We start from the raw sequence: 25,830 nt of genomic DNA on the forward strand, positions 1-25,830 counted from the left end.
AGCGAGGCGGAAATGCGCGGTCTGACCGGCGGCGATCTGGTCGGGTTTCTGGACCGGGAATGTTGCCTGCCGGTTCGCGGCGCTGCCCGTGACGGGGATGTCGGGGTGATCGCGATTGCCGGACACCGCGTCGCCGCGATCCGGCATGGCGGGAAATGGGCTTTTCGCAAGCCGCACGGCGTCGGGATCGTCCGCGCTAGAGCTTTGAGAATCTGGGGATAGAGGATGCCACAAGTCGGGGCGTGGCTCGCCGCTGTTTGGACAGCGGGCGGGGCGGGAGCGTTTGTGCTCAAAACGGCGGCGAGCATCGCTTTGAACGCCGCCATCGCCAAGGTTACGGCCCCCAAAGGGCCGAAGCCGCGCGATATCCAGACCGAAGCCCGCGAAAGCGCGGCACAGCGCGTCCGGCATCTGGGGCGGGTGCGTGCCTCCGGCACGGTGATGTTTTGGGATTGGACACGGGTCGGTGGCCAGCGCCGTCTCTTCAAGCTGCTTGCGGTCGGGCAGGGCGGCATCACGGGGGTCGAGAAAGTCTGGCTCAACGACACGCTGGTCAGCCGATCGGGCGAAGCGGTCACGACCAGCCCCTACAATGGCAGGGTCTCGGTCCGCTGGCGCAGCGGCTTTGGCGATGAGCTCTCCGGCGGTGCCTTTGCAACGCTGCAGGCAGGCTTCGGTGTCTGGACGGCGCAGCATCGTCTCGACGGTGTCGGTACCATTCTCGGCGAATTCGACGCGGTCAAAGGCGAGGATGTGGCCGAGGTCTATAGCGGCGGCGATCCCGATATCACGGCCCTGATCCGTGGCGATCGTTGCTATCGACCCGCTGACGGCACTTATGCCTGGTCCGATAACCTCGCGATCCAGTTGCGCGATGTCTTCACGCATCCGCTTTACGGCCCGCTCGCGCTTGACGATATCGACAATACCTCCTTCATCCAGGCGCAGCTTGATTGCGACGACGAATTGCCCAAGCGCGGTGGCGGGACGGTCAAACGCTATAGCGGCGGCGGCAGCTATTCGTTGTCCGAGCCCGTGGTCGATGTCGCGCGCCGGATCTCGGATGCCTCGGCCGGTCAGATCTACATTACGACCGAAGGCAAGATCGGGTTTCGGGTCGGTAAATGGCGCGCGCCGAACCACACCATCCGCGAGGAGCATATCGTGGCGCTCGATATCGGTCCGGGTTCCGGCGAGTTCGAGCGCGTCACGACCCTGATCCCGAAATACGTCGCGCCCGAGATCGACTGGCAGGAAACCACCGCCGATGCCTGGGAGGATGCTGCCGCGATCGCGCTCTATGGCGAGAGTGCCGAAAAGGAACTGGACGTGCCGTGGGTGCAGCACCACGGGCAAGGGCGCCGCTTGGCCAAGATCAAGCTGGCCAAGCTCAACCCGTCCTGGCGCGCTACTATCAAGCTCCGCTTCTGGGGCCTGCTCCTGCTCGAGGAGGAAACGGTCAGGCTGCATCTGCCGGAACTCGGCCTGAGCAACGCCCCCGCATGGGTCGACAGCTTCGCCTTCGACGCCGATGGTGATGAGGGCGTGGTGACGGTGAACCTCATCGCCGCCGACCCGGCCAGCTTCAACTGGACTGCCGCCGAGGAGGGGGATCCTCCAAGCACACCGCCGGCCATCAGCCATGAAGCCCCCCTTCTGGCCGCGCCGGTGATCTCTTCGCTCGTTGTCACGACCAATGACGGCCCGCCCTATATGGTGCTCGCGGTCGACGACACCACCGGTCCCTACTATCTCGGGGGCCAGTATTGGCGCGAGGGCAGCACGCAGCGCTTTGATCTGGAGGTGCAGCAGACCCCCAGTGACGGGAAGATCGTTGCGCGCTCGCTGCCGAATGCCGATCGTGGCCAGTACAATGTGCAGGTTGCCTGGTACACGACGCGCCTCACGGGGCCGGCAACGATCGGCTTGGGCAAGCGCGCATCGGAATATGCGACGGTGACCGGCATCGAGGTCTTTGCCAATACCACCCCGCCCGATGCGCCGGCCGTCATCAGCCAAAGCGGCACGGCCGGCGGCAGCTTCACCATTATCTTCGCCCCGGATCTCGGAGCGAACTATCACCGTACCGCCCTCTGGCGTGGCGTGCCCGGCTCCACCTTTGCCGACGCGACCTTACTGCGCTGGAACTACGACACCTCCTCCGAGGTGGCGATCACCGGCAGCGTGCCGGCAGACGGTGCGCGCTACTGGCTCCAGTCGGAGAACGGCAGCGGCAAGACATCGGCCGCGGTGCTGGTTGGACAATACATCCCTTAATTATCGAGGTCAGACATGGTCAATCCGACCAATCCCCCGGGTACGATTTACCCGACCGGCAGCCCCGTGGCCAAAGCCGATATCCGCCAGTGGATGAGCGAGATGATCGCGCAGGTAAATGCCGAGTTCGCTTTCTCCGGCAAGCAGTTCTCATCTCGCGCGCAGGCCGCCTCTGCCGGCCAGGCGGCACTGCCGACGGCGCTGGGGATGATCGTCACCATGGAAGGCGGGGTGATCACCTACCGCGTTCCCAACAACAACGTCGATGATCCGCTGTTTCCGGGCACGACTGCCCCCTATTGGGGCGTCTCGCACCGCGTCAACGTGGCTGATGTCCCTGTCACCGTGACCAATGTCCGCGGCGATGCCAATGCCATTCTGGCCGATCTCCCCTTCGGTCCGATCGCGAATGGCGCCACCGTGATCCTGACGCCGACCGCAACCAATACCGGCCCCGCCACCGCGACGATTGGCGGGGTAGTCTATGCCATCCATTCCGGAACCTCGTTTCTCGCCGGCGGCGAGCTGATCGCGGGAGCGCCGGTGATGCTGCGCCGAATCTCTGGTAGTGCCTTGCGGTTGATCGGGGCCAGCACCGGACAAGCCAATGCGCTGGCCGCCCGCGTTGCGGCCGTCGAACCGGTCCTGCGCACAGTTATTAATACCGACGGCACGCCCGCGCGGACCCTGACGCTTTACACGACGCCGGGCTTCGACATCACCCTGAACCCCAATGGCGAAGGCGGCATCATTTCCGGCGTTCCGCCCTCGGGTGGCAACGGTGCGCCGGTCAATACCCGCGTCACTACGCGTCGTCGCGGCGATACGGTGGTGATGACCTGGTACGATGCGACGGGGCGGATCTATGAACGGGTCTACGCCGGCGGCGCTTGGGGGGCGTGGGTCGAGCTGACACGCTGGAACAACGCCCAGTATCAGACCATCAACCTCTCTGGGCAGGGTCTCGCGGCCCGCGATCTTAATCTCTGCATCACGCCCGGCATCACCTGGACCGGCGACGGCTCGTCTCTGGTCTATAACTGCCCGCTAGAGATCGACGATCAGGGCGGGGCCGTCGACGGCACGGCGCTGTTCAATGGCACTCTACAAGCGGTCCCGATGGGGGCGAAGATCGCTCAGTACTATTGGGATGCGCGCAAAGGGCAGGATAGCCCCTTCATCCGCTGGTATGATGTCGCGGGCGGCACATTCACGCGCTGGCGCTACCTGCTCCGGCCGGCGGTCGTAGGACCGACGTTGGTCGATTTCGGCGACAGCATTCAGGCCGGCGTCGGCCCCGGAGCGGCCAACAGCGTGCCGGCGCAAGCGGCGGCATTGGTCGGCGGCACCCTTACCAATCTGGGCGTATCCGGCCGCATGATGTGTGGCACGACGGCGGGTGATTTCATCCCGCAGATCGATGCACCGGCAAATGCCGCCGCCATCGCGGCCGCCAAGATCATCACCATCGCATACGGCACCAACGACTGGAACAGCTCCGTCCCGATCGGGGCTGAGACCGATACCGCCAACGGCACCTTCTACGGAGCTATGGCGGAGGGCCTGTCCAAGATCCGCGCGCTCAATCCGACTGCCAAGATCGCTTTCGCCGTGCCGATCTATCGCGGCAAGGCATATTCCAATCCGAAGGACTGGACCGAGGCGGGTGCGCATAGCGGCTCCGGATTGCTGGTCGAGGACTACCGGCGCGCTATTCGTCGGTTCTCCGCGATCCATGGGCTTCCGGTTCTGGAGATGTCGCATAACTTCGCGATCAATGCCGTCAGCGCCCCAACCTATCTGCCCGATTGTTTGCATCCCGATATCGCTGGGGCAGCGCTGATGGCGGAATGGCGGGTTGCTCAATGGATCGCGTGGAAATGGGCGGTGCGTGTGTGATGCGGCTCCATCTGGGTCGGTGAAGAAGCCGCGGGAGGCGTCCTCAGCCGGACAAGCCTCCCGCGTAAGTTTGGATCGGGGGACGAGTGTGATCCAGCCGCACCAAGCAGAGACAGCGGCAGGCGGACCCTATCGCTGCAACAGAGTTAAGCAATCGCGACTTTATGCGCAGGAGGCGCAATGACAGATCCATCCTCTTTCCGCTCGCCCGAGTTCTGGGTAGCGGTCGCGATCGCGCTGATCGTGAAGATCAAAACCACCGCGCAGCTCGGGCCGGTCAAGGTGATCACCACGATCGTCGTCGCCGTTGGTGCGGCTTGGGTTGCGACCGATTACACGGCCGAGGTTCTGGGTGTGCCCGAGCCGGTCGCGGCCGCAATCGTCACGCTGACGGCAGAGGGCGCGATGCGCTGGCTGCTGATGGCAGTCGATAACCCGAAGAATGCGATCGATCTCTGGAAGCACTGGCGGCGCTGAAATCTCTGCCAGAGGTGACCGGCCCTGCCAGGCTAGGTCTGATAGCGTCAGCAGGGCCAGTCTGCTCGTCAAAACTGCCAGCATCGCAAGCAAAGTAAGCATATCACATCACGCCCCGCCGTCCAGCGGGGCTTTTTCATATCCGGAGACATCATGGACGGAATCATCCTGCACTGGACGGCGGGTGCCGACGGTGTGACGCCGCATGAGGCGGACAGCTACAACTTCCTGATCGGCCGCGACGGGACCATCACCCNCTGAACGCCAATGGTAACCGCATTGGCGTCGCCCTCGATGCCATGGGCGATGCCAACGAGCGCCCGTTCCGCGCCGGCCGTTTCCCGATCACCGAGCTGCAGCTCGATGTGCTGGTGACCTTTGTTGCCGATCTCTGCCTGAAATACCGCATCCCCGTGACGCGCCGCACGGTGCTGAGCCATGCCGAGGTCGAGCCGACGCTCGGGATCAAGCAGAACGGGAAATGGGACATCAGCTGGTTGCCCGGCATGGACGCCCCCGGCGATCCGGTTGCAGTGGGCGACCAGCTCCGCGCGCGGATCCTCGCGGCCATGGGGCAGCCCGCGATCGGGGCGGCCGCTTTCACGCCGGTGCTGCGGCGCGGGTCCAAGGGCGAAGCGGTCCGCCACCTGCAAGAACTGCTGACGGGGCAGGGGCATGTCCTCGGCAAGGTCGACGGTGATTTCGGCGAGCGCACCGATGCCGCGGTGCGGATCCTTCAAAAGCTCGAGCAGCTGAAGCCTGACGGAATCGTCGGGAAGCAGACTTGGGCAGCACTCAACAAGGGACAGTGATCATGGACATCATCAAAGCGGCGCTGATTCCGCATCTTCTGGAAATCATCGGGATCCTGCTCGCCTCGCTGATTGGCTGGGCCGCCAATACCGCGCGGCGCAAATGGGGCATCGACATCGAAGCCCGCCACCGTGAGGCGCTGCACTCGGCACTGCTCAACGGCGCGCGGCTGGCGCTCGAGCGCGGGCTCGGCGGGCAGGCGGCGGTGGCCGAGATCCTCAAGCATGTGCAGATCAGCGTGCCCGATGCGGTGATCGGGCTGGATGCGCGGGCGGAGGTGCTGGGCAATCTGGCGCAGGCGAAGCTGCGGGAGGTATGTGAAAGCGCTTAATAAGGAAAGATTCAGGCGCGGTTCAAGCAAGTTGTCTGATCTCTCCTAACGCTCCGCCACCTCTCAGGCGGTGATTAGTTCACCGCTAGATGCATAGTAATGGCTATTGCGGTGGCGAGGGATTATCTTCGCCGTCCATATTTGGGGCGGGAGCGGAGGAGAGCTGTTGACGGACGCAGTCCTCGATCATTCTGGCTACAGGATTCAGGTCGAGTTGACCAAGTTGCGCGCTAGCATCGGCATGTTTGAGGGACGAGTTGTAGTTCGGGTGATTTTTCATCAACGTGGTCATGTTTTCCGTTCCTGGGAGCCACCCACCAGTCTTCACGCATATTGTGAAGTAGGCAGCTGCCCGCGCAGTTCGGCCATTGCCGTTGATGAACGGATGGATGGCGCAAAGTCTCCATAGCACATAGGCCGCAAGAACAATGGGATCTGTCCCGCCCCACAGAGCGTTCGTGTGGTTGATGAAGTGATCCATCAACGCTGTCACGCGATAATGTTCCGGAGCAACATAGTTCTGCGACGGGTCGGGATACGCAACATGCACGGGACAAGGTCGGTACTCACCGGCATTGGTGTGTAAGCACGCAATCGCATGATAGTTCAGAGATTTCATGATTGCCTGCGACAGAAATCCCTGTTGGGTCTGGATCGCTGCGCTTACTACAGATTGCAGAAAGCTAAACTGACGATCTCCGTTGGAGATCGCCAGAGCTTGGTATGCAGGGTGAGCCTCGGAATTGCTCAGGTCATACAGGATCATATCGTATCAGTTAAGCCGGTTCCCCATGGAGCTTCTTCAGCTCGTTCTCGACCATCTGCGGAGTGATCTTGGTTTTTTCGTCGCTCACTGCAGAGACGATAAAGGAAACCTTCTGTGCATGAAGTTCGGCCGCTGTCACACCTCGGCGAGTTGCCTCGCTGAGACGACGCAGCAGGCCCACGTCTGTGTTATGGGTCGTATTCAGGAACATTTGATCTACACCTCTGCTTCAAAAGTTGGAGCTGGCTTGCCCAGCTTCCTTATTCTCTAAGGGCCAACAAGCATGCTGAAGGCTGATTTGGCTAGCTGTAAAAGGACAGGTTTCGTAGGGTTTGTGCAAATAAAGTTTTGCAAGTTGTCTGTTTTGTCAGCTTTGAGCATGGCTTCTTCAGCTTTAGGTATAACTCTTGTTGTGGGTGAGGGTTCCCACCGCGCGGCGCTGAGGTCGTTGCTCGTCTGCCATCTTGGGCGGTGTCGCCGCTGGAGCGAATCGCCTCGACGCGCTAGCGTCGGTGCATGTGCAACCTCTACCAGACCGCGAAATCGGCCGATCTCGTCGCGCAGCTCTTTCGCGAGCCGCTGCGTGATCTGACCGGCAATGAGCCTTGGCCGGAGGATGTTTATCCCGACCGCACCGCGCCGATCATCCGGCATGACGACGACGGGTTGGCGGTTGCGCGCGCCCGATGGGGCATGCCGACGCCGCCGATGTACCTCAAGACGGCCCGCGATCCGGGCGTGACCAATATCCGCAACACCAGTAGCCCGCATTGGCGGCGCTGGCTCGGGCCGGACCATCGTTGTCTCGTGCCGGTGGTCCGCTTCTCCGAACCTGGGGCCGATCACAAGCCCGTCTGGTTCGAGCCGGTTGATGACCGGCCGATGTTCTTCGTAGGCATCCAGACGCAGGGCTGGACCTCGGTGCGCAAGGTCAAGGACGGCGAGACGACCGACGACCTGTTCGGCTTCCTGACCTGCCCGCCGAATGCCGAGGTCGGCGCCGTTCACCCAAAGGCGATGCCGGTGATCCTGACCGAGCCGGACGAATGGGCGGCATGGCTCAATTTGCCATGGGTTCAGGCGAGGACATTGCAGCGGCCTCTGCGGGACGGGACGCTTCTGATCGTCTCGCAGGGTCGCGAAGATACGATAGCGGACACTGAGGCCAGCGGTTAGCGTTGCTATGTCAGCAAAATTCCTCACGCCTATGGCGCGCGGTCCGTGTAATATTGTTGAATAAGAAACAAAACAAAACGACGGGTGCATAGTGCTGAATTTGGGGAAAGATATCATTGATCGGGTAGTTCAGCTCGTAGAAACGCTTGATCATGAACTTCAGGCCGAAATTCTTAAGGATACATTGAATGCTCTAGTTGATGATGAGATTGTGACATTTGGAGAAAAGGTACGCATTCTATCCTTGGACATATCGCGGCAAATAGAAAGGGGTCACTCTGACATCCGCGCTTTAGTGCAAAATGAATGGAGTTCTTCACTCGACCTTCTCACGCTTCAATGGGCTATTTCTCAAGAACTAATCGAAGAGCACGCTGCGCCAGATAATGCGGATCAGCGCGACTTGTTTTTCACTTTGCGTGGACTAGTTGCCAAAGGACTGCTGATTTCAAGCGAGATTAAATGTCTCCTGGCGGGAGGATATCCGGACGGTGCTCTGGCAAGATGGAGGGCGCTCTACGAAGTGACTTTAGTTGCAGCCTTCGTCCGAAAGCATGGGCCGGGGGTGGCCGAGCGCTACAGGTTTAACCAAAGCTTTGTTCTGAAGCGCGAAGCGGATAATTACAATAAGTATCATGACAAGCTTGGCTTTGAACCGATAGGCCGAGAGGAAATGAAAGAGATTGAAGCGGACTACACGCTAGCTAAGGACAGGGTTGGCAGAGTCTTCAACGGCGACCTAGGATGGGCAGCGGAGGCTTTGGGGTTTGAAAATAAAGTAAAAGTCGGCCTCCAACACCTCGAGCAAGACCTGAAGATGGAACATTGGAGGCCGCTTTACAAATGGTCGTGCCAGCATAATCACGCAGGTTATCGCGGTTTTGGAAACATGCTTGCAGATATTGGAAGGCAAGGTGCTGGTTATAGCGTTGGACCAAGCCACTATGGTTTTAGTGATCCGCTTCAATTTTGCTCCATTACGCTCCTCCAACTAACCGGTACATACATAGGTTACCCGAGTTCGACTGACGGGGAGCTTGTTTCAATGCGGCTACTGTCCGAGATTTCGACCAGACTGAGGGATATTCTTGTGGATAAGTAATTAGCGTCGGCGAGATTGCGACTGGGGCTAGCAGCAGCTTTGTCCTCATCGCCGCCGCTGGAAAACTCGATGTGTTCTCTATAAGTTCCTTACCATGGCGGGCATAACGATTCGAGATTTGATAGCGGAAGGGGTGGCGTTGCAGATCCGCTGCACCGGCTGCGGCAAGACCTATGTCTATCAGGGCGATTTCCGGCTTCGGACGGTCGCGACGCCAAACATGCGCATCCGCGACCTGCAGTTTGCCTTGCGGTGTAAGGTCTGTCGCGCGCGAGGCGAGGTCGTGATGACCATCCCCTAAACTGTCATCGATGATTTTGCGCGCACGCCCAATCCGGTGATCCCGCTTTCGAAGGCTGGCCCGCGGTTGTGGCGCTGGTGGGCCGATCAGCTGCGGCCGCGAAGATCTTCCGTCGCTACCGGATCGAATGCGAGTGCGGCCATGTGGGATGCGCGCCGGTCGGTAGGCCGCTCATGCCGCGCGATCAGTTCTTGGCGCGCTGTCTTTGCGCTTGGTGCGGTAGGAAGGGCGCAAAGAGCTTGATCGTTGAGGTGGACGACACGACGCCCGGTTGGATCAAGGACTAGGGGCGTTCCCGGTCCGCCACCTGCCCATATGCGAAGTCGATATGCTCCTCGACCTTGTCCCAAGCGTCTTGAATCGCGGACGTGCCCTCGGTTGCTGTGGCATGGTCTGGAAACGTCAGTAGAAGCTTGACTCCTCTGGTTGCGTGGATAGCCTTGAGTGCGGTCGCATACAGGCATTCGGTTCTAAGTGCACAGTTCCTTGATTTTGATGGGTAGCCTCGGGCCGAAATTTCCTCACTAAAATGGAGAGTGCCTATGCCTACGAATGTGACGCTAGATGCTTGGCTGTTCGACCCTGCCTTTCAGTATAACTCCGATATTAAACCAGCCGACTGGACGGGGGTATCGCATGGAGGCCCAAACAATGATGAGAAATATGCAGAATCTGGATCGCCAATAGATCTTAGTTCAACGATCGTCAGTTTGACAATATCAGACGAAAATGAAGACGATTTTGTTACCGGAGGCGGCGCTTCTGATTATTTCTCGATCAATGGTGTGCGATACAATATCGATTACGTTTACAACGGTGACGAGATCATTTCTAGCGAAGGCCGCTTTGTTGTCGTAACTTTCTATGGGTCAACGCCCGACACGAATGAACAGGTTGCAGTTTCCTTGCCTCTAATCGATGGGCAACTAAGGCAAGCTTTTGCTACCTCTATTACAGGCACGGACTGGATTGTCTCACCGAATGACCTGGCACTCCCAATCTCCGAAATTCCTTGCTTCACGCGGGGAACGCTCATCACAACAGAATTCGGTGATGTAACAATCGAGAATCTGACTGCTGGCACTAACGTTTATACCCGTGACAACGGCCTCCAACCAATTCGGTGGATTGGATCAAGGAAGATCGACGCTCGGGTCCTTTCACAGCATGAAAGTCTTCGACCCATCCGGATTTCGGCGAGGGCACTCGGCCGTGGAACGCCAGAGGTTGATTTGCTGGTTTCTCCGCAGCATCGTATTCTTGTGCGCTCAAAAATTGCACAAAAGATGTTCGGCACGGATGAGGTTCTGGTCGCGGCCAAGCAGCTTCTGCAGATCGACGGCATCGACGTTGTCGAAGATCTGCGAGAAGTCGAATACTTTCATATTCTCTTCGATCAACATGAGGTCGTGCGCTCGAACGGTGCGGAATCGGAGTCGCTATATACGGGTAAGCAGGCGCTCAAATCTCTCGGCGCAGCTGTTCGCGAGGAAATTTTTGCTATCTTCCCTGAGTTGAAGGACACCGACGAAATGATGGCCGGGGCAAGAATGCTGCTTTCAGGGCGTCAAGCTCGTAGGCTTGCTGTCCGGCACGCTCAGAACCGACGCGACCTCGTGCTGTAAGGAAATAGCGATTTATGATCGGGTCAGGAAAGGGCCCGATCTCTCCGCCGCCTGCCCATAGGCGAAGTCGATATGCTCCTCGACCCGATCCCATGCGTCTTGGATCGCGGGCGTGCCCTCGGCCGCTATGGCGCGGCGAAGGGCGTTGATCTCGGCGTACATCTTCGGCACGCGCCGGTTGCCGTAGCGGGCGGGCGCGGTCGGAATTCCGACCTCGGTCATGTGCGAGGCTCTCTGACCGTCGGCACATCTATCCAAACCTGAGATCCGGCAGCGGTATAGAACAATTGCTGCAGAACCGGCGTGAGCGACCTGATTTCGGGGAGTTCCTTGTCGGGCACCCAGCGTTCGAGGATCCGCAGCGTGCATGTCGGTGCCAGCGCCTCGCTCACCGCCCTCCCTCCCCAGCAAGGGCGCGCAGGGCGGGATGGATTTCGACCCAATGCGTGACGTGAGGCTTTTCGGCGTCGTCAAACATAGTCCACTCGCCATTGACCACGCATGCGGTGACCGGTCCGAAATATCCGGGATAGAGCAATGCCCACGTTCCGTCCTCGGGCACATCTGACATGAGGCGTGCCTCCTCGACGCTCACCATGCCCGCGCTGGACGGGGTGGCGTAGAGGGGAGTTTCCTTGAACTCTTTCGGGTCACGATGAACCCCAGTTCCTCGCCTTTCGAGGATCAGAGCTGATGATCTGGCGTATGGCGACAAGTCATCGTAACGCCACGCCACCGGCTTCGGCTCTGGGTCGGGCTGGATCGCGGCGAGGATGCGGGCCCCGTAATCGGACTGCGCTGCGGCTTTGGCTGCTTCACTGTCCGCAGCATCAAACCATTCACCCATATACCGAGATTGCCACCGCGCCCCAGAACCATCTGGCAGCAGCATAATGGTGTATGTTGTGTTGAAACCTAATGCTGTCGCATGACGCAGACCGTTAGCCTTCCATTCCAGCGCCTTTATCGTGCCGCTTACCCGTGCGGCGGGGGTCGGGGTGGTGGTCATGGGCGCGCCCCCGCAATATGAGCAATCGGCGATGTGTTCCCGCGTCTCGCTGTGGGTTAGGATATACTCGGCCTCGTGGCCGATGGTCGCAGTGATGGCTCCTTCAAAGGAGTGACTTGTCGGGTATGGGGTGGTGATGCGCACCGTATCAGATGCGAGGGGGTGTGCGCATTTCTGGCAGATCGGAACTGGCTTCGGCATCACACGCCCTCCTTGCGCTGGTCGAGGCGGGCGAGGATGGCGGCACGAGCTTTCGACGGATGCCTAACGTCGTCGTCAAAGCACCAAGCACACGCCTTTGTTTCTTCGTCCCGCACCCTCCGCCGGTCGGCCTCAAGAGCGGCGGTCGCGTCAGGGGCGAGGGCGCGTATTTCCTCTGCGATCAACAGGCTATCCGTCTGGCCATCGAAGGACTTGAGATAGCACTCTGCCCATTTCATTGCTGCGTCGTGCTTGTCTTGGGCCACCTTCGCTGCTGTCTCATACGCCAGCCCCAGCGCAGCTTTCGTCTCGGCAAGTTCTTTGGTCAGGCGGGCGATCTCTGCCTTGGCGTCCCGATCTATGGCGCGGGCGTATTCCTTGCCCTTCTTGGTCAGGTCAGCGTTGTAGCCCTTGCCCTTGGTAATCAGGCCGTGTTCGCGCAGGATGCACTGCTGTGTGTGTCCGCCGCTGTAGCCAATCGCGTATTTACGCACGCCATCATTGACGACTTCGCGCGGCGTCATGTCGCCGAAATTGGCATTGGCGTGGACTGCGATGATTTCCGCATCGCTGATGATTTCGGAGGCGCTGCGCATCACATTTCCCCCTTGAGTTTCGCGTGGGCGGCGAGGGACGCTCCAAGTCGTGTGATAGCTGGAGATACATGCCCATACCAATCGCGGGCATCATCTTCGACCAGAGAATAACCATCGACTCCGGCAAGACGGTCTACAAGAAACTGTGCGTCTGTCCGCAGTTCATCCCGCTCCCGCTCTGCCTTCTCGGCGCGGGCGGTGGCGTCTTCGAGGTTCGCGGTTGCGCCATCCAGCAGATCAGTGAGGCGTCGGACCTCGGCGTGATTGGTCAGCCGCTTGTTCTCGGCTTGCAGCGCGGTCAGGGCGGTGGCGGCTTCCTCGCGCGTCATAGCGAGGTGTTCGTCACGCAGCCGCCCCACCAACCCCTCGACCTCGGCAGGCGCAGAGGTTCCTCCGCCCCGTGCCAGCCAGTCGCCCATATCGGCATAATCGGTGGTGTCCCAGATTGCGCCGATGCCGCCACACTCTCGGCATCCGCCGCCCAGATCGCACCGGAGGGCTGCTGAATACGGGTAGTTCCCGAAGGGTTGCCCGTCGCAGGTCTCGTAGCAGCCAGTGCAGGTGCGCCAGATGCCGGCCTGACCCTCCATAGCCTCGGCCACGGCGTGCGCGTCGATGACCTCGGCAGGCGCAGAGGGGGCGGCGAGATCGGCGCGGATGTATTCCGGCCAGCCGTCTGTGCGATGGTGCTCAGGGTGCGCGAAACCAACGGCCCCATTGAAGCTCGGCAAGTCCAGCCAGATGCGCTCCGGCGCTGCCTGATCGGTCGGGACGTGTTGACGGTCGCCCGAGGGGGGCGTGGTGGCTAGAGTGGCCTTCATTGCGCTCTCCATCTCTGTTTACGCGGCGTGACGGAGAATGAAGATAGGATCTGGGGCGCGGTGGGTTCGGCTGAAACCCTCCTCCGCTACCATTCCCCCCTCGATCGATCGCAATCGCATCAGGGTGGAAAGGTGACCCCAAGGTCGCCGCAATTCCAATCCGTCAGAACGCAGATGCACGCAGGCCGTAACGGCTGCGGTCCCTCCGATTGGCGCTTTGTCGCGCGATCTCGCGGAGCTCGCGATCATGCGCGCGTTTGCGGCATTGCCTTGCTACCTCCCGCCCGACATTTCCTCGTGCCGGAACGAAAAAGCCCGCCGGAACTGGTCCGGCGGGGTCTATCGATCCCAAATGGGCTTGATGCGGGGTTATACCCGTGCGCCGCGAACCCAGGTCTCGCGCAGCACCGGCGTCTCGTCGAGCATGCGGAAGCGGATCAGATCGGCGCGCAGGCCCGTCTCGATCCGGCCGCGGTCCTTCAGGCCGGTCGCGCGGGCCGGATTGGCCGAGACCGTGGCGATGGCGCGGGGCAGGTCGTTCCAGATCCGCGCAAGGATCATCGCGCCCGGCAGCAGGCCCGCCGGCACATAATCCGACGAGAGCACATCGAGGAAGCCGTTCCGCGCCAGATCCGCCGCCGAGACGTTGCCCGAATGGGAGCCGCCGCGAATGAGGTTCGGCGCGCCCATCATCACCATGATGCCGTGATCGTGGCAGGCGGCGGCAGCCTCGAGCGTGGTCGGGAATTCCGCCAGCTCGATGCCGTAGCCCGCCGAGGTCACGACATGCTCGCTCAACGTGTCGTCATGGCTGGCCAGAACCGCGCCGAGCGCCTTGGCCTTGGCCACCGCATGGGCCTCGTGCTTGTCGCCGAATTCCGCGCGAAGCGCCTTGAGATTGGCGACATGGGCCTCGAAACCGGCATCGTCGAGGCCGTGCTTGCCCTTCACATATTGCGCGAGTTTCGAGACATCGCGGAACTGGCGCTGGCCCGGCGTGTGATCCATCAGGCTGATGATGCCGACACGGTCGTCGGGGCCGAATTCGTCGATCTCCTCGATCAGGGTCTCCGAGCAGACCTCGGCGCGCAGATGCAGGAAATGGCTGATCCGCAGCGCGTTCTTGGCGCGGATGTCCATCAGCTCGGTGGCGAGGGCGCGGGCGTATTTGGCGTAATCGGTCTGGCCTTCGGACAGGATCGAGCCGACCCGCATCGCATCGAAGACCGTCGTGATGCCGCAGCCCGCAAGCTCCGCGTCATGGGCGAGGATCGCGCTTGCATGGGGCCAGTTCACGCCGGGACGCGGCTGGAGATGGCCCTCGAGATTGTCGGTATGCAGCTCGACCATGCCGGGGGCGAGATAGTCGCCCTGAAAGTCGATTGCACCTTCGGGAACCGCATCTCCGGTGAAGATCTCGGCGATCTGGCCGTTTTCGATGATGATGCCGCCGGTCTCGACGGTCGTGGGCAGGATCAGGCGGGCATTGGCGAGGATGGTGCGTGTCATTGTCTTGCCTTGCGGATGGCGGTCAAAAACTGGTCGAGGGCGGGCTCGAGCCCGTCCGAATTGTCGATTGTGGTTACCGGCAGGGGCAGGCCCTCGGCCCATTGTCCGGCGCGGATGATGCGGGCGGCGATATCCTCGGCCGTCTCGCGGCCACGCGCGCCGAGGCGTGCGGCCAGTATCTCGGGGCGGGCGTGGATGTAAAGCGGCAGGAAGCGCGGAAAAAGCGCGGCCGCCTGCAAAAGCGCGCCACGCGAGAGGTTCATCATCACGATCCCGCCGGCAGCCACCGCATCGCAGGCCGAACGCGGAATGGCATAGCGCAACCCGTGCGCCTGCCAGTCCAGCGCGAATTCGCCCGCCGCGCGGCGGCGCTTGAACTCCGCCTCGGTGACGGGCTCGAAATCCTCGCCCCCCGCATCGGCGGCGCGGGTGATGACGCGGCGCACGGGCTGCAATTGCGGCTCGCGGGCAAGGGCCGCGCTCATCAGCGTGTCCTTGCCCGCGCCCGAAGGCCCGACAACCGCAATGGCAAGCCCGCCGCTCATGCCGCGCGCCTCGGGGTGAAGCCCGAGACATCGACCACGCGGTCGCACACGCGGTCGCGCGCGGGCTCGTCGTGGAAGATCCCGAGGATCGCCGCTCCGCGCGCCTTGGCCTCTTCGATCAGGCTCAGGACGGTTTCGCGATTGGCGGCATCAAGGCTCGCGGTCGGCTCGTCGAGCAGCAGGACCGGATAGGGATGGGCAAAGCCGCGCGCGATATTGACGCGCTGCTGCTCGCCGCCCGAGAAGGTCGTGGGCGAAAGCGACCAGAGCCTCTCGGGGATGTTGAGCCGCGCGAGCAGGGTGGCGGCGCGGGCCCGCGCCTCGTCCTCGTCGATCCCGAGGTTCAGGAGCGGCTCGGCCACGACCTCGATCGTCGGCACGCGCGGCACGACGCGCAAGAACTGGCTGACATAGCCGAGCGTCTCGCGGCGCAAGGCGATGATCTCGCGCGGCTCGGCCTGTGCCAGATCAAGATCGCCGACGACAACCGCGCCCTGATCGGTGCGGTAATTGCCCCAGACCATGCGCATCAGCGTCGATTTGCCCGAGCCCGAGGCCCCCATCAGCCCGACGCATTCGCCGGAGCCGACCGAAAGATCGGCACCGCTGAGAACCGGCAGAACGACACCGCCTTGATTGTGCAGGACGAATTCCTTGCCTGCTTTGGAAATACGGATCATGTCACACCTGCAGGACTGAAGAGACAAGGAGCTGAGTATAGGCATGGCGCGGATCGTCAAGGACCTGATCGGTCAGACCCGCCTCGACGACATTGCCGCCTTTCATCACCATGAGACGGTCGGCCAAAAGCCGGACGACGGCAAGGTCATGGGTAACGATCACAGCCGAAAGCCCCATGCGCCGCACCAGACCGCGCAACAGATCGAGAAGCCGCGCCTGAACGCTGACATCCAGCCCGCCGGTCGGCTCGTCCATGAAGACAAGCTTCGGGCCGGTAACCAGATTGCGCGCGATCTGGAGCCGCTGCTGCATCCCCCCCGAAAACTGGCGCGGACGGTCGTCGATACGGGCGGGGTCGATCTCGACACGGCCGAGCCAATCCTCGGCCGTCTCGCGGATCGCGCCGTAATGGCGTGCCCCCACCGCCATGAGGCGCTCGCCGACATTGCCGCCCGCGCTTACCCCCATGCGCAAACCGTCGCGCGGGTTCTGGTGGACAAAGGCCCAATCGGTCCGTCCCAGATGGCGCCGCTCGGATTCCGCCATCGCCACCGTGTCGCGCCCGCCGTACATCACGCGACCCTGATCGGGCGCGAGATGGCCGGCAAGGCAGGACAGCAAGGTCGATTTGCCCGAGCCGCTCTCTCCGACGATCCCCATGACCTCGCCGGGCCAGAGATCGAAGCTCACATTGCGGCACCCGACGCGGCCGCCATAAAGCTTGGTGACGTTCTCGACCCGCAAAAGCGGTGCGGCAGCTGCATCTTTCATGCCTGAAATATCCCCGCCGGAGGCTCCGGTCATTGCCATGTTCATTGCCGTTCCTCCGCTTGTGCCACATGGCCGTGCTCGACCCGCGTGGCGCAGTAATCCGTGTCCGAACACATGAACATGCGCCCGCCCTGATCATCGGTGATGACCTCGTCGAGATAGCTCTCTTCCGAGCCGCAAAGGGCGCAGGCGTGATCGGCCTTGCTGGCCTCGAAAGGGTAGTCGTCGAAATCGAGGCTCTCGACCTTGGTAAAGGGCGGCAAAGCATAGATGCGCTGCTCGCGCCCCGCGCCGAACAGCTGGACGGCAGGGTTCATCGACAGTTTCGGGTTGTCGAATTTCGGAATGGGCGAAGGGTCCATGACATAGCGGTCCGCGACTTTCACCGGATAGGCGTAAGCCGTGGCGATCGCGCCGTGACGGGCGATATCCTCGTAAAGGCGCACATGCATCAGCCCGTAATCTTCCAGCGCATGCATCCGCCGCGTCTCGGTCTCGCGCGGCTCGAGAAAGCGCAGAGGCTCGGGGATCGGGACCTGATAGACGAGGATCTGGTCTTCGGTCAGCGGCTGTTCGGGGATGCGGTGGCGGGTCTGGATGACGGTTGCCTCGCCCGTGCGCTCGGTCGTGGCGACGCCGGCCGTGCGGGCGAAAAAGCCGCGGATCGAGACGGCGTTCGTCGTGTCGTCCGCCCCTTGGTCGATCACCTTCAGAACATCCTCGGGCATCAGGCAGGCGGCGGTCACCTGCACGCCGCCCGTGCCCCAGCCGTAGGGCATCGGCATTTCGCGGCTGGCGAAAGGCACCTGATAGCCCGGCACGGCAATCCCTTTCAGGATCGCACGGCGGATCATCCGTTTCGTATCTTCGTCCAGATAGGCGAAATTGTAGGCATCATCACGCATCGAGGGCCTCTTGCGCTTCGCGCCGCAGGCGACGGATCAGCTCCAGCTCGGACTGGAAATCGACGTAATGCGGCAGTTTGATATGTTCGAGGAAACCCGTCGCCTGCACGTTGTCACAATGCGACAGCACGAATTCCTCGTCTTGAGCGGGGGCGCCGGCGAAATCCTCGCCGAGTTCCTCCCAGCGCAAAGCCCGGTCGACCAGCGCGATCGAGATCGCCTTGCGCTCGGTCTGGCCGAGGCTGAGCCCGTAGCCGCGCGTGAATTGCGGCGGTTCCTTTTTCGAGCCGCCGAACTGGTTCACCGTCTCGCATTCCGTGACCTCGATCACGCCGAAGTCGATGGCGAAACCCAGCTCGGGAATATCGAGCGAGACCTCGACGGTGCCGATGCGCAATTCGCCGACGAAAGCGTGGTTGCGCGCATAGCCGCGCTGGGTCGAATAGGCGAGGCCGAGCAGGAAGCCCTCGTCGGCGCGGGCCAGTGCCTGAAGCCGCAAGGCGCGGTTCGCGGGCAATTCCAGCGGCGCGCGGGTCAGGTCGGGCGGCGTGGTTTCCTCGCGCGGTTCGTCCTGGATGATGCCGTCCTTGTTGAGGAAATCGAGCACATGGGGCACAGCGGCGGGCGCGGCCTCTTCGCGGGCGGCGGGGGGCACATCGCCATTGGCCATCGCCGCGAAGTCAAGCAGGCGGTGGATGTAGTCAAAGGTCGGGCCAAGGATCTGGCCGCCCGGCACATCCTTGAACGTGGCCGAAATCCGGCGGCTGACCGCCATCGCGGCCGTATCGACGGGGCGCGAATTGCCGAAACGCGGCAGCGTGGTGCGATAGGCGCGGATCAGGAAAATCGCCTCGATCAGATCGCCGCGCGATTGGGCAATGGCCAAGGCGGCCAGTTCGGGGTCGTAAAGCGAGCCCTCGGCCATGACGCGGGCGGTTCCCAGCGCAAGCTGGCCCGCGATCTGGTTGGTGCTCAGGCGCGGCTCGTCGCGCGCGCCACGGGTTTCATCGGCAAGCCAGCGATGGGCGGCGGCAATCGCCTTTTCGCCGCCTTTGACTGCGACATACATCAGCGCACCTCGATCCGGGTCGAGCGGGGCAATCCGGTGACCGCCGCGCCTTGGGTGAAGAAGAAATCAAGCCCGAGCGGAAACTGCCGCGCATTTTCGGCAAAAAGCTGCGGCTCGGGCAGGGTGAAGGGCAAGGGTTCAGCAAGGCCGGGGCCGTCCAGCGTCACCGGATGGCCGGAGGTCGCGCCGTCGATGATCACCGTCGTCGCGCGGTCGGGATATTCCGCCGTGCCGGTCGGGAAAGCGGGCAGAAGCGGCGCGAGCGCGGCCCAATCGCCAAGAGCGAAGACCGCCTCGGCCGGATCGGCGGTGACCGTGATGCCGGTGTGGAAGGTCAGCCAGTCGCGCAGCGCGGCGCTGTCGTAGGCGCCTGCCAGCAGAACCGGCGTCGTGCGGTCGAAAAGAACCAGCGCCAGCGTGCCGCCTGCGGGCGAGAGCGGAGCGGGCGGGGCCGTGCCTTCAAGCGCGCGCGGCTGGCCGGGACGCGAGAGGGCCTGCAGCACCTCGCGGAAGGCGCGGGCGGATTGCTCGGCGGGGTTGGTGAAACCGCCGCTCAGGGCGGATGCGTGCAGGCTCATGCGTCTTCTCCGCGAACCAGAGTGAAGAAATCGACGCGGGTGGCGGCGGCTTTCTCGGCCAGCGCCTGACGGGCCTCGAGCTCGTCGCGGGCGAGCGCGTCGAGCACGTCGCGTTGAAGCGCGGAGCCCTCGGGGCCTTGCAGGAGCGCGTCGATGGCAGCGGCGCGGGTGGCATGGGCCTTGTCGCGGCCCTGCACATAGGCATGCCCCGTGCGTCCGTCACCCAGACGCAGGGTGCAGCGCGTTACCGTGACTTCGCCCAGATTGAAGGGCGCGCCGGTGCCGCCTGCGCGGCCCTGCACCATGACGGTGCCGATTTCGGGGGCGCGGGTCATGCTGTGATCGGGGATCTGCGGAAAAAGGGCGGCGAGGCGTGCGGGTCGGGCACGGGCCAAAAGCCCCATCCAGCCCTGCCGGTCCCGGCTTTCGCGAGGGTTTTCTGCGGGAGTGTCTGTCGTGAAGGTAGACATCTTGCGAGTCTGTCCAATCTGCTATACAACTAGACAAGCAATAGCCCGTACCCGCCGATCTCTCAACAAAAGAGTTGTGAATTTTCAATGACAGCGACCCGATCCGCGCTTTGGCAGTCCATTCGCAATGCCTTGCACAGCGATATTACCGAGGGTTCGTTACAGCCCGGTGACCAATTGCCGACCGAGGCGGAATTATCGGCGCGTTTCGGCGTGAACCGCCATACCGTGCGTCGCGCTTTGGCCGATCTGGCCGAGAGCGGGATGGTGCGCTCGCGGCGCGGGGCGGGGGTGTTCGTCGCGATGCGGCCGGTGGAGTACCCATTGGGCGCACGGGTGCGCTTTCACCAGAACCTCGCGCTCGCCGGGCGCTTGCCGGGGCGCCAGCTCGATTTCGTGCGCGCCCAGCCGGCGACCAAGATCGAGGCCGAGGCGCTCCAGCTTCCGGTGGGCGCGTCGATCTATGTCGCCGAGGGGGTCTCGACCGCCGATGACCAGCCGATCGCGCTGTTCCGCTCGGTCTTTCCCGCCGAGCGTTTCGAGGGATTTGATGCCGTCCTGCGGCGGCTTTCTTCGGTGACGCAGGCTTTGCGCGAGATGGGCGTGCCCGACTACATCCGCCTCGAGACCCGCATCGATGCCGAGGCGGCTTTGCCGCTTCAGGCAGTGCGCCTCCATATCCGCGAGGGCGCACCCCTGATCGTGACGCGTGCGATCAATGCCGATCCCGCCGGAAAGCCGGTCGAGTACGGAATCACGAGTTTCGTCGCGGAAAGGGTGTCGCTGGTCATGCGGCCGGAGGGCGGGGGCGCGCGCTAACGCTGCTGTGCCGCAATCAGGCTCCCGACCCAATCAGGCACGATCCGGCTGGCCGGACCTTCATGCCTCTCGTCAAAATCGCGGCTGACGGCGGAGGTGGCGAGGTTCAGCTCGATCGTGCGTGCGCCGCAGCGGCCGGCATGTTGGGCGAGGCCCGCTGCCGGATAGACCTGACCCGAGGTGCCGATGGCCGCGAAAACATCGGCCTTGGCAACCGCCTCCCAGATCTCCTCCATCCGGTAGGGCATTTCGTTGAACCAGACGATATCGGGGCGCGTCGCTTGCTTGGTGCAGGCGGGGCAGGGATCTCCGGTGGTCATGACCATCGGCGCGGGCCAGCGATGCCCGCAAGCTGCGCAAAGCGCGCCGGTCAGCGCGCCATGCATATGGATAAGCCTATCCGAACCACCACGCTCGTGAAGATCATCGACGTTTTGCGTGATCAGCGTCAGATCGACATGGCGCGCCAGTTCGGCAAGGGCGCGATGGGCGTCATTGGGCAGAGCTGCTGCCGCATCCTTGCGGCGCTGGTTGTAGAAACGGTGGACAAGATCGGGATCGCGGGCAAAGCCCTCGGGCGTTGCCACTTCTTCGATCCGGTGATCCTCCCACAACCCGTCGCTGGCGCGAAATGTGCGCAGCCCGCTTTCGGCCGAAATTCCGGCCCCTGTCAGAACGGCAACCCGCATGGGCTCAGTTCGAGCAGTAGACTTCGGCAGTGGAGGCGAAGTTCTTGTAGCGCGCCCAGAAAGCGTTCTCGGCATCGCTTTTGGCCATGCGCGCGTCCTGCGCCTGCTGCGCATCGACAAAGAAGCGCGCGGCGCGTCGTTGGTCGGAGCGCGACAAGGTCATGTCGGCAACCTGCTGGATGCAACCGCAAAGCGGCGCGTTGCGCGCTCCACGGTCGGATTTGACGCAGGCGGAATCGATCGGTCCAGCCACGGCCAAAGGCGTGGTCAGGACCACCGCAATCGCGGCAATCGTCAGGCGGTTGATCATCTCTGTCTCCTCGGACTGGCCCCGGCGGGCGGGGCTTTGCGCCCTCTGTGCTCCGCCACAGTAACCCGGGAAAGATAACAGAAGCCTTAACGCCGCTCAATCTGCGCGCGCTTGTCGCAGCGCGTGGCACAAGTCGTTGAACCTAGACGAGTCAACCCCAAGATTTATGGCTCAGGCAGGAACCGGCGAATATCCGGCGGAGCGAATCACCTCTTCGGCTTTCGCCTGATCAAGGCCTTCGATCGCAACCTCGTGGCGCGAAAGATCGATTGTGGCGGTGCCGCCGGCCTCGCTGACCGCCTCAGAGATGGCTGCGCGGCAATGACCGCAGGTCATGTCGTTCACGATGAACTTCATTGGTCGTCCTTTCCTATCCGGTCCCTTGACGGGGCTTGCGCATATCGTCACAGCAAGCATGACAAAGTGCAATTCCTTCTCCCTCCGGATTTCGGGCGATACCATGGTCAGCGAGAATTTCCGCGGCGCGATTTTGATGGTCATTTCGATGATCCTCTTCGCGATCGAGGACATGTTCATCAAACTGCTTTCTGAAGGGCTTCCCTATGCGGAGGTTCTGACGATCATCGGGGTCTTGGGCTTCCTGTCCTTTGCCGCGATGCTCAAGCTCAAGGGCGGCAGGCTCTGGACGCGCGATCTCGTGCGGCAGATCGTGGTTTTGCGCAATGTGGGCGAAATGGTCGGCTCGATCGGCATCGTCGTCGCATTGGCCCTGACCGAGCTGTCGACCACCTCGGCGATCATGCAGGCGCTGCCTCTGGCCATCGTCGCAGGTGCCGCGCTGATGGGGGAACCCGTCGGCTGGCGGCGCTGGAGCGCGATCATCGTCGGTTTCATCGGGGTTTTGCTGGTGGTCCGGCCGGGGATGGAGGGGTTCCAACCCGTCTCGCTCTTCGCGCTTCTGGCGGTTCTGGGGCTGGCGATCCGTGATCTCGCGACGCGCCATGTGCCCAAAGCCATCCATTCCGACCAGCTGGCGGCCTCGGCCTTTGCCGCGATCACCTTTGCCGCGCTCGCGCTCGGCGCGGTGCTGGGGCAGAAATTCGTCATGCCCTCGGCGATGCAATGGCTGCAATTCGCCGGCTGTATGGCGGTGGGTGTCGGCGGCTACGCGCTTTTGGTCGCGGCGACGCGGGTCGGCGAGGCCTCGGCCCTTGCGCCCTACCGCTATGCCCGTCTGGTTTTCGCGCTGATTCTCGCGATCATCATCTTCGGCGAGCGTCCCGACTGGCTGACCCTGACCGGCGCGCTGGTGATCGTCGGATCGGGGGCCTATGCGATGTGGCGCGAAACCCAGCTGCGCCACCGGAAATTGCAGGATGCGGGCTTTCGGAGCGCCCGCGATTAGCGTCCTTGACCGGCGGTCGGGATCCGCCCGTTTCCATCCCGTTGAAAACCTCTTTCCGCAACGCCTCGCGCCCTGTATAGGCTGGCCATGACCGACCTTGATCTCATCCGCAATTTCTCGATCGTGGCTCACATCGACCACGGCAAATCCACCCTAGCCGACCGTCTGATCCAGATGACGGGGACGGTCGCCGAACGCGACATGAAGTCCCAGATGCTGGACAGCATGGATATCGAGCGCGAACGCGGCATCACCATCAAAGCCAACACCGTGCGGATCGAGTATCCCGCCAAGGACGGCAAGAAATATATCCTGAACCTGATCGACACCCCCGGCCACGTCGACTTCGCCTATGAAGTTTCGCGGTCGATGCGCGCGGTCGAGGGCTCGCTTCTGGTCGTCGATGCGACGCAGGGCGTCGAGGCGCAGACCTTGGCCAACGTCTATCAGGCGATCGATGCCGGTCACGACATCGTGCCGGTTCTGAACAAGATCGACCTTCCGGCGGCCGAACCCGAGCGCGTGAAGGAGCAGATCGAGGATGTCATCGGCATCGATGCCTCGGATGCGGTCGAGATTTCGGCCAAGACGGGCCTCGGTATCCCCGATGTTCTCGAAGCGATCGTGACCCGTCTGCCCGCACCCAAAGGCGACCGCGACGCGCCGCTCAAGGCGATGCTGGTCGACAGCTGGTATGACGCCTATCTCGGCGTTGTCGTCATGATCCGCGTCATGGACGGCGTCGTCAAAAAGGGCGAGCGCATCAAAATGATGCAGACGGGCGCCGTCTACGGCATCGACAAGCTGGCGGTCCTGCGTCCGCAGATGCAGGATATCGCGGAGCTCGGGCCGGGCGAGATCGGCGTTTTCACCGCTTCGATCAAACAGGTTCGCGACACCCGTGTCGGCGATACCATCACCCATGAACGCAAGGGTGCGACCGAGCCGCTTCCGGGCTTCAAACCCGCGCAGCCGGTTGTTTTCTGTGGTCTTTTTCCCGTCGATGCCGCCGATTTCGACGATCTGCGCGACGCGATCGAGAAATTGGCCCTGAACGACGCGAGCTTCTCCTACGAGATGGAGACCTCGGCCGCGCTTGGTTTCGGTTTCCGCTGCGGCTTCCTCGGCCTGCTGCATCTCGAGGTGATCCGCGACCGTCTGGAGCGTGAATACGACCTCGATCTGATCACCACCGCGCCGTCGGTCGTGTTCAAACTGCATATGAAGGACGGCGAGGTGCGCGATCTGCACAACCCCGCCGACATGCCCGACCTGACCTATGTCGACCATATCGAAGAGCCGCGCATCAAGGCCACGATCATGGTGCCGGACGAATATCTGGGCGATGTCTTGAAACTGTGCCAGGACCGTCGCGGCATCCAGCTGGATCTGACCTATGCCGGTTCGCGTGCCATGGCGGTCTATGACCTGCCGCTGGCCGAGGTGGTTTTCGACTTCTACGACCGCCTGAAATCGGTGACCAAGGGCTATGCAAGCTTCGACTACCAGATCTCGGAATACCGTGAGGACCATCTGGTCAAGATGTCGATCCTTGTGAACGACGAGCCGGTCGATGCGCTGTCGATCATGGTCCACCGCGACCGCGCCGAGGCGCGTGGCCGCGTCATGGTCGAAAAGCTCAAGGATCTGATCCCGCGCCACATGTTCAAGATCCCGATTCAGGCCGCGATCGGCGGCCGCGTCATCGCCCGCGAAACCCTTGCCGCGATGCGCAAGGACGTGACCGCGAAATGCTACGGCGGCGACGCCACGCGGAAAAAGAAGCTGCTGGAAAAGCAGAAGGCCGGCAAGAAGAAGATGCGCCAGTTCGGGAAAGTCGAAATCCCGCAGACGGCCTTCATTCAGGCCCTCAAGATGGACAACTGATCAGGGGCGCTTCGGCGCCCTTTTTCATTCCGGCTTCATTTCTGTGGCGCGGGCCTGTCTCGTGCCGGTCGCCGCGTCAAAGCGGATAGGGGGCCGGCGCATAGGGCGCGGCATTGTAGGACCCGCCGTCATAGGGTTGCGGATCGATCATGATCTGTGCGGGTGCGCCGCCGCCGGTAGGGTCGATCCCGTAGGCATCGTTATAAGGCTTCGTGACGAACTGCCCCGCCGTTTCGATATCGCGCCCCGCGCCTTTCATCGTCTCGCAGGCAGAGACCGCCATCAAGGCGAGAAGAGGAAGCAAAGAGATCAAGCGCGGCATGGGCGGTCCTTTCATGGCGATTCGTCCCCGATTTTACCCTCTTGATCCTTAACGTCAGGTTCACGGTGCCGAGATAAGCGCCGATATCGGCCGATCGGCGAAAGCTTGCGCGGGTTTGGTGAAAAAGCGGCGGGATTAACCCTTGTTTAAACAATCCCTGCCAATTTGGGCCCATGCCGATCATTCTCGCCCTGCTTCTCTTGCTTTCCGCCTGCGCCTCGCCCGCGCCGGATTTCTTTGGCGCCGCGCGCCATGATACGGTGATCGACGGGATCCGGTTCTCGGTCTTTCACAAAGGCAACGAGGCGGAGGTGGTCCGGCTCGGCTATCTCGGCCGCAATGCGCACGCGGCGGTGCCGGCCCTGATGGTGCGCGCGGCGGAAGAAACGACGGGCTGCGCTGCCGCTCCCGATAGCCTGCGCAGCCGGATTCCGGGTGATACGGGCGAAGCGCGGATCGCGCTTCGCTGTTGATGCGCCTTGGGCGGCTTCGGGGTCGAATGCAAGCTGCGCAGG

Annotated in this window: 31 protein-coding genes and 1 pseudogene; 14 read left to right on the forward strand and 18 right to left on the reverse strand. The window is 62.4% G+C overall.

What is annotated here, in order from left to right; translation table 11 throughout:
• The 6 genes and pseudogenes from ACFFUC_RS10925 to ACFFUC_RS10950 form a co-directional block, all read left to right on the forward strand.
• A pseudogene (locus ACFFUC_RS10925) lies at nucleotides 1-222 on the forward strand (DUF6950 family protein); the annotation flags it as partial.
• Between the two features lie 63 nt (nucleotides 223-285).
• Nucleotides 286-2,277 carry a phage tail protein gene (locus tag ACFFUC_RS10930; protein ID WP_377686171.1) on the forward strand — a complete coding sequence of 664 codons (1,992 nt, stop codon included), beginning with the start codon at nucleotides 286-288 and terminating at the stop codon, nucleotides 2,275-2,277.
• Nucleotides 2,278-2,292: 15 nt separating this feature from the next.
• The gene (locus ACFFUC_RS10935; RefSeq protein WP_377686172.1) at nucleotides 2,293-4,176 is read left to right on the forward strand and encodes an SGNH/GDSL hydrolase family protein; all 1,884 of its coding nucleotides are present in this window, start codon (nucleotides 2,293-2,295) and stop codon (nucleotides 4,174-4,176) included.
• Between the two features lie 180 nt (nucleotides 4,177-4,356).
• The gene (locus ACFFUC_RS10940) at nucleotides 4,357-4,653 is read left to right on the forward strand and encodes a hypothetical protein (RefSeq protein ID WP_377686174.1); all 297 of its coding nucleotides are present in this window, start codon (nucleotides 4,357-4,359) and stop codon (nucleotides 4,651-4,653) included.
• 299 nt (nucleotides 4,654-4,952) lie between these two features.
• A complete protein-coding gene (locus ACFFUC_RS10945; protein WP_377686176.1) occupies nucleotides 4,953-5,465 on the forward strand; it encodes a peptidoglycan recognition protein family protein in 513 nt (170 codons plus the stop codon).
• A 2-nt stretch (nucleotides 5,466-5,467) separates the two neighbouring features.
• A complete protein-coding gene (locus ACFFUC_RS10950) occupies nucleotides 5,468-5,797 on the forward strand; it encodes a hypothetical protein (RefSeq protein WP_377686178.1) in 330 nt (109 codons plus the stop codon).
• Between the two features lie 103 nt (nucleotides 5,798-5,900).
• On the opposite strand, the gene ACFFUC_RS10955 is transcribed toward ACFFUC_RS10950, so the two are convergent.
• Together ACFFUC_RS10955 and ACFFUC_RS10960 are read right to left on the reverse strand one after the other, a co-directional pair.
• On the reverse strand, nucleotides 5,901-6,563 hold the full coding sequence (locus ACFFUC_RS10955) for a Fic family protein (protein ID WP_377686180.1): 663 nt from the start codon (nucleotides 6,561-6,563) through the stop codon (nucleotides 5,901-5,903).
• Between the two features lie 10 nt (nucleotides 6,564-6,573).
• The gene (locus ACFFUC_RS10960; RefSeq protein ID WP_377686182.1) at nucleotides 6,574-6,774 is read right to left on the reverse strand and encodes a hypothetical protein; all 201 of its coding nucleotides are present in this window, start codon (nucleotides 6,772-6,774) and stop codon (nucleotides 6,574-6,576) included.
• 305 nt (nucleotides 6,775-7,079) lie between these two features.
• Between ACFFUC_RS10960 and ACFFUC_RS10965 the strand changes: the two genes are divergently transcribed.
• The 4 genes from ACFFUC_RS10965 to ACFFUC_RS10980 all read left to right on the forward strand — a co-directional run bounded on the left by ACFFUC_RS10965 (nucleotide 7,080) and on the right by ACFFUC_RS10980 (nucleotide 10,767).
• Nucleotides 7,080-7,739 (forward strand): SOS response-associated peptidase family protein, encoded by a 660-nt coding sequence (locus ACFFUC_RS10965; RefSeq protein ID WP_377686183.1) that lies wholly within the window; start codon nucleotides 7,080-7,082, stop codon nucleotides 7,737-7,739.
• Between the two features lie 91 nt (nucleotides 7,740-7,830).
• Nucleotides 7,831-8,841 (forward strand): DUF5677 domain-containing protein, encoded by a 1,011-nt coding sequence (locus ACFFUC_RS10970; protein ID WP_377686185.1) that lies wholly within the window; start codon nucleotides 7,831-7,833, stop codon nucleotides 8,839-8,841.
• Between the two features lie 139 nt (nucleotides 8,842-8,980).
• Nucleotides 8,981-9,142: a hypothetical protein gene (locus ACFFUC_RS10975; protein WP_377686187.1), complete on the forward strand. Its 162-nt coding sequence runs from the start codon at nucleotides 8,981-8,983 to the stop codon at nucleotides 9,140-9,142.
• A 542-nt stretch (nucleotides 9,143-9,684) separates the two neighbouring features.
• The gene (locus ACFFUC_RS10980) at nucleotides 9,685-10,767 is read left to right on the forward strand and encodes a Hint domain-containing protein (RefSeq protein ID WP_377686189.1); all 1,083 of its coding nucleotides are present in this window, start codon (nucleotides 9,685-9,687) and stop codon (nucleotides 10,765-10,767) included.
• A 12-nt stretch (nucleotides 10,768-10,779) separates the two neighbouring features.
• Here ACFFUC_RS10980 and ACFFUC_RS10985 read toward each other — a convergent pair whose 3' ends face one another.
• The 12 genes from ACFFUC_RS10985 to phnG form a co-directional block, all read right to left on the reverse strand.
• Nucleotides 10,780-10,989, reverse strand: coding sequence for a hypothetical protein (locus ACFFUC_RS10985; RefSeq protein WP_377686191.1), 210 nt, complete (start codon nucleotides 10,987-10,989; stop codon nucleotides 10,780-10,782).
• 166 nt (nucleotides 10,990-11,155) lie between these two features.
• Nucleotides 11,156-11,977 carry a single stranded DNA-binding domain-containing protein gene (locus ACFFUC_RS10990; RefSeq protein WP_377686192.1) on the reverse strand — a complete coding sequence of 274 codons (822 nt, stop codon included), beginning with the start codon at nucleotides 11,975-11,977 and terminating at the stop codon, nucleotides 11,156-11,158.
• Complete coding sequence (locus ACFFUC_RS10995; protein ID WP_377686193.1) at nucleotides 11,977-12,573, reverse strand: hypothetical protein; 597 nt, start codon at nucleotides 12,571-12,573, stop codon at nucleotides 11,977-11,979. Before ACFFUC_RS10995 ends, ACFFUC_RS10990 begins: the two co-directional genes overlap by 1 nt.
• The gene (locus ACFFUC_RS11000) at nucleotides 12,573-13,394 is read right to left on the reverse strand and encodes a hypothetical protein (protein ID WP_377686194.1); all 822 of its coding nucleotides are present in this window, start codon (nucleotides 13,392-13,394) and stop codon (nucleotides 12,573-12,575) included. The genes ACFFUC_RS10995 and ACFFUC_RS11000 overlap by 1 nt, the downstream gene beginning before the upstream one ends.
• A gap of 369 nt (nucleotides 13,395-13,763) precedes the next feature.
• A complete protein-coding gene (locus ACFFUC_RS11005) occupies nucleotides 13,764-14,903 on the reverse strand; it encodes an alpha-D-ribose 1-methylphosphonate 5-triphosphate diphosphatase (RefSeq protein WP_377686196.1) in 1,140 nt (379 codons plus the stop codon).
• On the reverse strand, nucleotides 14,900-15,448 hold the full coding sequence (gene phnN, locus ACFFUC_RS11010) for a phosphonate metabolism protein/1,5-bisphosphokinase (PRPP-forming) PhnN (protein WP_377686197.1): 549 nt from the start codon (nucleotides 15,446-15,448) through the stop codon (nucleotides 14,900-14,902). Before phnN ends, ACFFUC_RS11005 begins: the two co-directional genes overlap by 4 nt.
• Nucleotides 15,445-16,128 (reverse strand): phosphonate C-P lyase system protein PhnL, encoded by a 684-nt coding sequence (phnL, locus tag ACFFUC_RS11015; protein ID WP_377686199.1) that lies wholly within the window; start codon nucleotides 16,126-16,128, stop codon nucleotides 15,445-15,447. The genes phnN and phnL overlap by 4 nt, the downstream gene beginning before the upstream one ends.
• Before the next feature lies 1 nt (nucleotide 16,129).
• Nucleotides 16,130-16,900, reverse strand: coding sequence for a phosphonate C-P lyase system protein PhnK (gene phnK, locus ACFFUC_RS11020; RefSeq protein ID WP_377686304.1), 771 nt, complete (start codon nucleotides 16,898-16,900; stop codon nucleotides 16,130-16,132).
• Nucleotides 16,901-16,941: 41 nt separating this feature from the next.
• On the reverse strand, nucleotides 16,942-17,805 hold the full coding sequence (locus ACFFUC_RS11025) for an alpha-D-ribose 1-methylphosphonate 5-phosphate C-P-lyase PhnJ (RefSeq protein WP_377686201.1): 864 nt from the start codon (nucleotides 17,803-17,805) through the stop codon (nucleotides 16,942-16,944).
• Nucleotides 17,798-18,874 carry a carbon-phosphorus lyase complex subunit gene (locus tag ACFFUC_RS11030; RefSeq protein ID WP_377686202.1) on the reverse strand — a complete coding sequence of 359 codons (1,077 nt, stop codon included), beginning with the start codon at nucleotides 18,872-18,874 and terminating at the stop codon, nucleotides 17,798-17,800. Before ACFFUC_RS11030 ends, ACFFUC_RS11025 begins: the two co-directional genes overlap by 8 nt.
• Nucleotides 18,874-19,452 (reverse strand): phosphonate C-P lyase system protein PhnH, encoded by a 579-nt coding sequence (phnH, locus tag ACFFUC_RS11035; protein ID WP_377686204.1) that lies wholly within the window; start codon nucleotides 19,450-19,452, stop codon nucleotides 18,874-18,876. Before phnH ends, ACFFUC_RS11030 begins: the two co-directional genes overlap by 1 nt.
• Nucleotides 19,449-19,922, reverse strand: a complete 474-nt coding sequence (phnG, locus tag ACFFUC_RS11040; protein ID WP_377686206.1) for a phosphonate C-P lyase system protein PhnG — start codon at nucleotides 19,920-19,922, stop codon at nucleotides 19,449-19,451. Before phnG ends, phnH begins: the two co-directional genes overlap by 4 nt.
• A gap of 87 nt (nucleotides 19,923-20,009) precedes the next feature.
• On the opposite strand from phnG, the gene phnF reads away from it, so the two are divergent.
• Complete coding sequence (gene phnF / locus ACFFUC_RS11045; protein WP_377686207.1) at nucleotides 20,010-20,741, forward strand: phosphonate metabolism transcriptional regulator PhnF; 732 nt, start codon at nucleotides 20,010-20,012, stop codon at nucleotides 20,739-20,741.
• Here the strand turns inward: phnF and ACFFUC_RS11050 are convergent.
• The 3 genes from ACFFUC_RS11050 to ACFFUC_RS11060 form a co-directional block, all read right to left on the reverse strand.
• Nucleotides 20,738-21,430, reverse strand: a complete 693-nt coding sequence (locus tag ACFFUC_RS11050) for an NAD-dependent deacylase (protein ID WP_377686209.1) — start codon at nucleotides 21,428-21,430, stop codon at nucleotides 20,738-20,740. The two genes, phnF and ACFFUC_RS11050, sit on opposite strands and share 4 nt — an antisense overlap.
• 4 nt (nucleotides 21,431-21,434) lie before the next feature.
• Nucleotides 21,435-21,740 (reverse strand): hypothetical protein, encoded by a 306-nt coding sequence (locus ACFFUC_RS11055; RefSeq protein ID WP_377686211.1) that lies wholly within the window; start codon nucleotides 21,738-21,740, stop codon nucleotides 21,435-21,437.
• 171 nt (nucleotides 21,741-21,911) lie between these two features.
• Nucleotides 21,912-22,241 carry a heavy-metal-associated domain-containing protein gene (locus ACFFUC_RS11060; protein ID WP_377686213.1) on the reverse strand — a complete coding sequence of 110 codons (330 nt, stop codon included), beginning with the start codon at nucleotides 22,239-22,241 and terminating at the stop codon, nucleotides 21,912-21,914.
• On the opposite strand from ACFFUC_RS11060, the gene ACFFUC_RS11065 reads away from it, so the two are divergent.
• Nucleotides 22,234-23,106, forward strand: coding sequence for a DMT family transporter (locus ACFFUC_RS11065; protein WP_377686215.1), 873 nt, complete (start codon nucleotides 22,234-22,236; stop codon nucleotides 23,104-23,106). The two genes, ACFFUC_RS11060 and ACFFUC_RS11065, sit on opposite strands and share 8 nt — an antisense overlap.
• Before the next feature lie 87 nt (nucleotides 23,107-23,193).
• On the forward strand, nucleotides 23,194-24,993 hold the full coding sequence (gene lepA, locus ACFFUC_RS11070; RefSeq protein ID WP_377686217.1) for a translation elongation factor 4: 1,800 nt from the start codon (nucleotides 23,194-23,196) through the stop codon (nucleotides 24,991-24,993).
• Between the two features lie 76 nt (nucleotides 24,994-25,069).
• Here the strand turns inward: lepA and ACFFUC_RS11075 are convergent, their stop codons facing one another.
• Nucleotides 25,070-25,315 carry an entericidin A/B family lipoprotein gene (locus tag ACFFUC_RS11075; RefSeq protein ID WP_377686219.1) on the reverse strand — a complete coding sequence of 82 codons (246 nt, stop codon included), beginning with the start codon at nucleotides 25,313-25,315 and terminating at the stop codon, nucleotides 25,070-25,072.
• 173 nt (nucleotides 25,316-25,488) lie between these two features.
• Here ACFFUC_RS11075 and ACFFUC_RS11080 point away from each other — a divergent pair, with 173 nt between their 5' ends.
• On the forward strand, nucleotides 25,489-25,788 hold the full coding sequence (locus ACFFUC_RS11080) for a hypothetical protein (protein WP_377686221.1): 300 nt from the start codon (nucleotides 25,489-25,491) through the stop codon (nucleotides 25,786-25,788).
• Nucleotides 25,789-25,830: the final 42 nt, after the last annotated feature.

The organism is Paracoccus cavernae, assembly GCF_042430175.1.
GTDB classification, from domain to species: domain Bacteria; phylum Pseudomonadota; class Alphaproteobacteria; order Rhodobacterales; family Rhodobacteraceae; genus Paracoccus; species Paracoccus cavernae.

Coding starts and splice junctions, on each gene's coding strand:
- phnF (WP_377686207.1), top strand. CDS start 20,010: ATGACAGCGACCCGATCCGCGCTTTGGCAGTCCATTCGCAATGCCTTG.
- ACFFUC_RS10935 (WP_377686172.1), top strand. CDS start 2,293: ATGGTCAATCCGACCAATCCCCCGGGTACGATTTACCCGACCGGCAGC.
- ACFFUC_RS11075 (WP_377686219.1), bottom strand. CDS start 25,315: ATGCCGCGCTTGATCTCTTTGCTTCCTCTTCTCGCCTTGATGGCGGTC.
- ACFFUC_RS11000 (WP_377686194.1), bottom strand. CDS start 13,394: ATGAAGGCCACTCTAGCCACCACGCCCCCCTCGGGCGACCGTCAACAC.
- ACFFUC_RS11050 (WP_377686209.1), bottom strand. CDS start 21,430: ATGCGGGTTGCCGTTCTGACAGGGGCCGGAATTTCGGCCGAAAGCGGG.
- ACFFUC_RS11005 (WP_377686196.1), bottom strand. CDS start 14,903: ATGACACGCACCATCCTCGCCAATGCCCGCCTGATCCTGCCCACGACC.
- ACFFUC_RS11030 (WP_377686202.1), bottom strand. CDS start 18,874: ATGTATGTCGCAGTCAAAGGCGGCGAAAAGGCGATTGCCGCCGCCCAT.
- ACFFUC_RS10980 (WP_377686189.1), top strand. CDS start 9,685: ATGCCTACGAATGTGACGCTAGATGCTTGGCTGTTCGACCCTGCCTTT.
- phnH (WP_377686204.1), bottom strand. CDS start 19,452: ATGAGCCTGCACGCATCCGCCCTGAGCGGCGGTTTCACCAACCCCGCC.
- phnN (WP_377686197.1), bottom strand. CDS start 15,448: ATGAGCGGCGGGCTTGCCATTGCGGTTGTCGGGCCTTCGGGCGCGGGC.
- ACFFUC_RS10950 (WP_377686178.1), top strand. CDS start 5,468: ATGGACATCATCAAAGCGGCGCTGATTCCGCATCTTCTGGAAATCATC.
- ACFFUC_RS10990 (WP_377686192.1), bottom strand. CDS start 11,977: ATGCCGAAGCCAGTTCCGATCTGCCAGAAATGCGCACACCCCCTCGCA.
- ACFFUC_RS10995 (WP_377686193.1), bottom strand. CDS start 12,573: ATGCGCAGCGCCTCCGAAATCATCAGCGATGCGGAAATCATCGCAGTC.
- ACFFUC_RS11055 (WP_377686211.1), bottom strand. CDS start 21,740: ATGATCAACCGCCTGACGATTGCCGCGATTGCGGTGGTCCTGACCACG.
- ACFFUC_RS10985 (WP_377686191.1), bottom strand. CDS start 10,989: ATGACCGAGGTCGGAATTCCGACCGCGCCCGCCCGCTACGGCAACCGG.
- ACFFUC_RS11025 (WP_377686201.1), bottom strand. CDS start 17,805: ATGCGTGATGATGCCTACAATTTCGCCTATCTGGACGAAGATACGAAA.
- ACFFUC_RS10955 (WP_377686180.1), bottom strand. CDS start 6,563: ATGATCCTGTATGACCTGAGCAATTCCGAGGCTCACCCTGCATACCAA.
- ACFFUC_RS10945 (WP_377686176.1), top strand. CDS start 4,953: ATGGGCGATGCCAACGAGCGCCCGTTCCGCGCCGGCCGTTTCCCGATC.
- lepA (WP_377686217.1), top strand. CDS start 23,194: ATGACCGACCTTGATCTCATCCGCAATTTCTCGATCGTGGCTCACATC.
- ACFFUC_RS10965 (WP_377686183.1), top strand. CDS start 7,080: ATGTGCAACCTCTACCAGACCGCGAAATCGGCCGATCTCGTCGCGCAG.
- phnK (WP_377686304.1), bottom strand. CDS start 16,900: ATGAAAGATGCAGCTGCCGCACCGCTTTTGCGGGTCGAGAACGTCACC.
- ACFFUC_RS11060 (WP_377686213.1), bottom strand. CDS start 22,241: ATGACCATCAAAATCGCGCCGCGGAAATTCTCGCTGACCATGGTATCG.
- ACFFUC_RS10960 (WP_377686182.1), bottom strand. CDS start 6,774: ATGTTCCTGAATACGACCCATAACACAGACGTGGGCCTGCTGCGTCGT.
- phnG (WP_377686206.1), bottom strand. CDS start 19,922: ATGTCTACCTTCACGACAGACACTCCCGCAGAAAACCCTCGCGAAAGC.
- phnL (WP_377686199.1), bottom strand. CDS start 16,128: ATGATCCGTATTTCCAAAGCAGGCAAGGAATTCGTCCTGCACAATCAA.
- ACFFUC_RS11065 (WP_377686215.1), top strand. CDS start 22,234: ATGGTCATTTCGATGATCCTCTTCGCGATCGAGGACATGTTCATCAAA.
- ACFFUC_RS10940 (WP_377686174.1), top strand. CDS start 4,357: ATGACAGATCCATCCTCTTTCCGCTCGCCCGAGTTCTGGGTAGCGGTC.
- ACFFUC_RS11080 (WP_377686221.1), top strand. CDS start 25,489: ATGCCGATCATTCTCGCCCTGCTTCTCTTGCTTTCCGCCTGCGCCTCG.